The sequence below is a fragment of the Sphingomonas sp. IW22 genome, assembly GCF_041321155.1.
GTDB lineage: Bacteria > Pseudomonadota > Alphaproteobacteria > Sphingomonadales > Sphingomonadaceae > Sphingomonas.
The window spans coordinates 2,353,649-2,359,648 of the sequence record NZ_JBGGWB010000001.1 but is presented as its reverse complement, the minus strand read 5'-3'; the positions used below and the strand labels follow the sequence as shown (position 1 = coordinate 2,359,648).

The 6,000-nt window shown below is 61.9% G+C and carries 4 protein-coding genes and 2 pseudogenes; 4 read left to right on the top strand and 2 right to left on the bottom strand.

Annotated features, from left to right (window positions below; all coding sequences use genetic code 11):
* Positions 1–130: 130 nt before the first annotated feature.
* The gene (locus tag ACAX61_RS11520) at positions 131–991 is read right to left on the bottom strand and encodes a replication initiator protein A (protein ID WP_037486997.1); all 861 of its coding nucleotides are present in this window, start codon (positions 989–991) and stop codon (positions 131–133) included.
* 317 nt (positions 992–1,308) lie between these two features.
* Between ACAX61_RS11520 and ACAX61_RS11515 the strand changes: the two genes are divergently transcribed.
* The 4 genes and pseudogenes from ACAX61_RS11515 to ACAX61_RS11500 form a co-directional block, all read left to right on the top strand.
* A complete protein-coding gene (locus tag ACAX61_RS11515; protein WP_370714851.1) occupies positions 1,309–1,887 on the top strand; it encodes a recombinase family protein in 579 nt (192 codons plus the stop codon).
* A 131-nt stretch (positions 1,888–2,018) separates the two neighbouring features.
* A complete protein-coding gene (locus ACAX61_RS11510) occupies positions 2,019–2,594 on the top strand; it encodes a hypothetical protein (protein ID WP_370714850.1) in 576 nt (191 codons plus the stop codon).
* A 14-nt stretch (positions 2,595–2,608) separates the two neighbouring features.
* Entirely contained in the window at positions 2,609–3,475 is an 867-nt protein-coding gene (locus ACAX61_RS11505) for a DNA sulfur modification protein DndB (RefSeq protein ID WP_370714849.1), read from the top strand.
* Positions 3,476–3,537: 62 nt separating this feature from the next.
* Positions 3,538–4,346 (top strand): annotated as a pseudogene (locus tag ACAX61_RS11500) (IS3 family transposase); the annotation flags it as partial.
* A 214-nt stretch (positions 4,347–4,560) separates the two neighbouring features.
* Here ACAX61_RS11500 and ACAX61_RS11495 read toward each other — a convergent pair.
* Positions 4,561–5,857: pseudogene (locus ACAX61_RS11495) on the bottom strand (IS110 family RNA-guided transposase).
* Positions 5,858–6,000 lie beyond the last annotated feature (143 nt).

Sequence of the window (6,000 nt, the reverse complement as noted above, 5' to 3'; positions counted from 1 at the left end):
ACACCCGCCAAGGTCAATGCGAACGCTGGTCTTGCGGCCAGCGAAGGGGTAAACTCGGGCAGTATCTCGGATGGCAGTCATGAGAGCGTACGTTTTCGACCATCCTCTCACCGGTCCCCGGAACGCCCTGTTAGGCAGCCGACAGCGACGGCTTGGGGGTAATCGTCACAGTTGTGGCCGTGGTCGTTCGCCGTTTGGTCGTCGACATTTCGGCAGCAAGACCATCACCCATGACGATGTGATAGTCCGGGATGGCGTTCTCTTCCGAAATGCCCTTCATCACGTGTCGGAAGTGCTTCAGCGAATTCTGATAGCCGAGCTGAAGACGCAGGTCGTCCAGCCCCACTTGAACTGCCCCGGCCGTACACGTTGATCGAGCAACTTCGTAAAGTCTGCGCTCGACCGGTCCGAGCTGGAAGTAGGACGGAGAATATTCCAGAACGCGCCGGTCGCGCAGGATCGCGCGATAGAGCCAATCGCACAGTCGGACCTTGACGCCCTTGAGGCGCTTTTCGCCCCGAGCATTCTTCTGGTAATGAAGCTGGGCTTCCGACAGCCAGGAGAAAAAGCCTGCCTGTCCCTCGCCACCGGCCTCGATGTTGGTCTTGATCTGCGTACCCTGCAGTCTTTCCAAGGCATCCGACAGCCGCGAATAGGACCGCGCCGAGCCATTGACGCCGGTAACGCGGAACAGATCGTGGGCGGTGAAGTAAAAGTCCTGGGCGACGGTCTCCCCGGCATCGAGCTTCGCCACCAGAAGGCTGGCGATATAGAGCAGCACTTCCTTGTCGTAGATGGTCGCCACGCCGCGGGGACCGGGCCCGATCTCGATCGACACTGACTCCGTCTTGTAGATCAGCGATCGCTTCCACGCTGTCTTAGTCAGCGCGAAGAACGGGTAGGCCATCAACGACTGCTCGCCGCGAACTTCCGTCAGCAACGGGCTGTCGAGGACGAACAGGTCGCCTTGCCCTGCATCACGCCCGGTCATGCAGCGACCTCCGGAGGCAGCCCAATGGCTGAGGTCCGCGAAAGCACGAAGGAGGGGCGGCGGTGGTCCGTGAAAGCACGAAACGTGGCGCTCGCTCTCTCGGGAAAGGCAGGCAGGACGCCAAGCTGGCGCCCGTTTTCGTGCTTTCGCGGACCCGCGTTAGGAGTGGCAGCGATCGCACGACCCCGTCTCGCAAACGATCCTTTTTGAAGCGCCTTCATGTGAGAACGTGTAGCAGTCGATCAGCCTCTCTCAAAACACTTTCGCGAAACGGAAGCGCCGTGCTAGATGTCGATGATGAGTTTTGAGAATGATCCATGCTGATCGGCTACGCCCGGGTGTCGACCCCGGAGCAGGATCTCGCACCTCAACTCGCAGCGCTCACCGATGCCGGATGCGAGAAAGTATTCTCTGACAAGGCTAGTGGCGCGAAGGCCGACCGCGCTGGTCTGGCCGATGCGCTCTCTCACGCCCGCGCAGGTGACATCTTAGTGGTTTGGAAGCTCGATCGGCTCGGCCGAACCATGAAGGGCCTGGTCGATCTGGCCGCCGAGCTGTCGGAGCGAAAGATCGGCCTTCGCTCCCTAACTGATGGCATCGATACGGCCGGGACGGCTGGAAAGCTCGTGTTCCACATCATGGCCGCTATGGCGGAGATGGAACGCGACTTGATCCGTGAGCGCACGACCGCTGCCCTGATCATCGCGAAGCGGGGCGGCAGGGTAGGGGGGCGCAAGACGGTTATGACCCCGCGCCGGATCGATGCAGCCCGCAAGCTGCTCGCGTCTGGCACACCCGCTCGCGAAGTTGCTCTCACGATCGGCGTCTCCGTTGCCACCCTTTATAGACACCTTCCTGCCGCGGTTCAGGAAACCATAAGCGGGGCGGACCGATGACGGTCGCCTCGCTGAAGATGTCTTGCGGCCCCATACCCCGGACGACACAAGCTGTAGGTCGAGGACGGCGTCGCCGCGCGCAGCGTGGCGATGGAACCTTCAGCGACAAAAAAGGACTGCGCGGAACAGGGATGAGCGACTTCAAAAGAATCGACTTTGCCGATGTTCCGGGTGGTGCATGGGCCGCTTGTGAGCGCTTGCCTAACGCACCTGGCGTATATGCGTTCTTCGCGCCGACCCCCGTCGTGCCAACGAGCAACGCCACGGAGTTCGTGGAGGCGTTAAACGGTTTTATCGAGCAGCGCGCTTCTCCCGTCCAGTTCGCTCGTGCTGGCTCTTTGCATCAGATCAGTCTCGATAATTACTCCGAGCTCTCCTCGCACAAGAAGGAGATCCTGCGAGAACGCGCGGAAGACCCGACCTTCCGCGAGGAAATTGCGACAGTAGTTGCTCGTTGTATGCCGCTCAGAGCGCCACTTTACGTCGGTCAGACAGTGACGGTTCAGTCACGCATCAGGCAGCATCTATCTCCATCTTCTGATCTTGCAGTCAGGCTTCGATCTACAGGTCTCGCCATAGATCGTTGTGTCATTGCTTACCGGCTAATGCCGGACCTTCAGGCGTTACGATCTCAGGACGTCCTGACATTAACTGAAGAAATTGTAACCCGCCTACTCCGACCCGGCTACGTTTCGCGAATTGGCTAAGAAGGACGATATAGATGGATGGATTTGACGTTCCGGGATCTGAAAGCCCGCACTATACTGAGGCATGGCCCATCCTTGCGGGCACAATGAACCTGTCCGGCAGCGAAATCCCATTCTTTCAGGCTATGGTACCTCTGAAGAGCGTGGTCGACCAGCTCGACTTGGTCGAGAACCTCCCTTCTGACCTAAGGGCAAACTGGCGCCTAGAGGAGCTCTTTCAGCGTGAAATCGACTGGGAGCGGGTAAGGGAGGACCTTGTAAAGGGCTACCTGAAGCGGCCGAACAAGCTGAAATTCTTTAGCACTCTTACCGTTGCTCTTCTCCCCTTAAACGAGGAGGGAATGCTTGCATCGGACTATGGCGAGGCTGCGGCCGCGCCCACTGCCCTCGACTGGGCGAAGGCCCCGACCTGGCTCACCAAGAATGTTGGTAGTGTGGAGCTCATCACGCACGCCAGTGGCCCCACTGGCGCACTTCGCTGGGATCCGAAAAGGATATTCGCTGCGACGATCGACGGGCAGCATCGCCTGGCAGCGATGAAAACCCTTGTTAAGGAAGGTCACCTCTCCAGCAAAACCTTCGACAGCCGGCTGTCAGTGATGTTCCTCGTCCTTGATCCGCGGGCTGGGTTTGTGCTCGCTCAGGGGCAGGCGGCCGATGGAGAAAACCCGATCCTCACGGTCGTGCGCGAGATCTTCATCGACCTAAATATGCACTCCAAGACTGTGGCACGTGCTCGTCAAATCCTTCTGTCTGATCAGGACATCGAGGCTAGGTGCCTCCGTGAGGTCATCGCTACACGGATTGGCGAGGAACAAGAGGGACGGCTTCCTCTAGGACTTATTCATTGGCAGCATAACGAGTCTGCAAAGTTTAACTGACGTGACCCCCGTTTCTTCATCCACCTGGACCTAGAGACCGGCCCATCGAAGGGACGGCCAGAATGAAGCGGAAGCAGTTTTCGGAAGAGCAGATCATCGGCATCCTGAAGGAGGCCGAGGCGGGCGCGGTGGTGACGGAGCTGTGCCGCAAGCACGGCATGTCGAGCGCGACCTACTACGCCTGGAAGGCCAAGTATGGGGGCCTGGAGGTGTCCGAGGCGAAGCGGCTGCGGGCACTGGAAGACGAGAATGGCAGGCTCAAGCGGCTGCTGGCCGACGCCATGCTGGACAATGCGGGGTTGAAAGACCTGCTGGCAAAAAAGTGGTGAGCGCGGCCGCCAAACGGGAGGCGGTCGCGCGGTTGCAGGCTGGGTTCGGGATGAGCGAGCGGCGCGCCTGCGCCGTGATCGGGGCCGACCGGACGAGCATGCGCTACCGCTCATGTCGCGGGGGCGACGAGGATCTGCGGGCACGGCTGCGCGAGTTGGCAGGCCAGCGTCGCCGGTTCGGCTATCGGCGGCTGCACATCCTGCTGCGGCGCGACGGCGTGACTATCAACCGCAAGAAGACGCAGCGGCTCTACCGAGAGGAGGGCCTGACTGTGAGGCGCAGGAAGGGACGAAGGCGCGCCGTGGGCGCGCGGGCACCTGGGCCGGTGCTGGCGCTCCCCAACCAGCGCTGGAGCCTGGACTTCGTTCATGACCAGCTTGCCACCGGCCGGCGGTTTCGCGTGCTCAACATCGTCGACGACGTCACGCGCGAATGCCTGCGTGCGGTGGTGGACACCTCGATCTCCGGCAAGCGGGTCGTGCGCGAGCTGGTCGACCTGGTTGCCGAGCGTGGTCGGCCAGGCATGATCGTCAGCGACAACGTCCTATGTCGGGAAGCAGCGGCGGGTTTTGGCCAGCAGATATCCATGCGCCGACAACCATCGGCGCGGCATGCAATCTGAGCCAGATGGCTCCCACCGTCAACGGGATCGCTCCCTGCCATAGCAAACGCAGGATCCAGCGGCGCCGGGGCGACCGTGGTCCTCACCATCCTTAAAACGAGATACGCACCCAGGTGGAAGGCCCGAACATTATCTACAGGGTCGCTCGAGGAGCGCCCTCACGGCACTTGCAGAGAGGGGTCCTTCCACCTGGCATCCGACCGTTCGAGGAACGGCCGGTACTCTGTTCCCGTCTTGATGACGGCGTGAGCCACGCGCGCCATCTTGGCGGTGAGCGCCGTCATCGCCTTGCGGCGACGGTCGGCATCGTCCGCGTGCCCGGCAATGTATCGTCCGAGCTTGTCGCGGAAGCTGTTGTCGCGCTGACGCGCGGCGACCTGGGCAGCCATCCAGAAGGTGCGGCGCAGGCGCGCGTTGCCGTATTTGGACAGCCTGGTGCGGCCGCGGAACGTGCCCGACTGGCAGGTCGCGAGATCGAGGCCGCAAAACTTCAGGAACTGGCGATGATGGTTGAAGCGGCGCAGATCACCGGCCTCGGCCAGGATGGTCAGCGCATTGATCGGACCGATGCCCGGAATGTTGCGCAGCAGCTGGTAGTCGACGTCATCGGCGAGCCGCGCATGGGCCAGCCGCTCGATCTCGTCGCGCTGGTGGATGAGGCTGCGGCCCTGTGCAATGACCATGCGGAACATGGTGACGGCGGCGGAGTCCTCCGGCACCGGCAGTGCCGTCGAGGCGAACGCCGTCTCGTAGATGTCGTTGATGAGGCGTGCCTTGGAGACCTTGCGGCCGATGAGCGGCCACGCCGCGGCCGAGAACGCCTCGCGGTCCAGTGCCGTGATGGTGGCCGGCGTCGGAAACCGCTCGATGAGCGCGAGAAACCAGTCGGACCGGCTGTTACCTGCGAAGCGGGCGATCTCGGGGAAGTACAGCGGCAGATAGTGGGTCAGGATCCGGTGCCAGGTCTGCGTCTTCATCCTGGAGATCGTCTCGTGGGTCTTCGAGAGTTCCTGCAGGTCATTGATGCCCGCGGCGAGCGGGTCCACATAGCGCTGCGTCGCACCGATCCGCAGCATGTGGAGGATGACCTGCGCGTCCTTGGGGTCGTTCTTGTCCCAGCCATTGTGCAACGCCTCGCGTGTTCGGGCGAGCGCGACCGACGAGATGAGGCGCAGCTCAAACCCCGCCGTCAGCAGCCGGTGCGCCAGCGTGCGATGGTAATTACCCGTCGCCTCGAACCCGACGATGATGGGACGACCGATGGCAGCGAGCTGCTCGACGAAGCCGTCATAGTCCTCCTTGGTCGCCATGACGGTCATCCGCCGGCGCCGGCCGCCTTCCGGTCGCTCGATAAGGACCTCCTGCCGGTTCTTGGACATATCGATGGCTACCAGCACGGCGCCGGCAGGCGTAGAGGTGAGCTTGGTCATGGTCGGTCGGCCTCCAAAGTGTTGTCTCGACAACCTCACTTTAGATACCTGCTGACCGACCATGGCTTGCCCTGATGAAGCCTGCGGCCGCTTCGCGGCCTTGCCTTCATCAGGGCCATAGCGGCCCCCGAACCAGCGCTTCC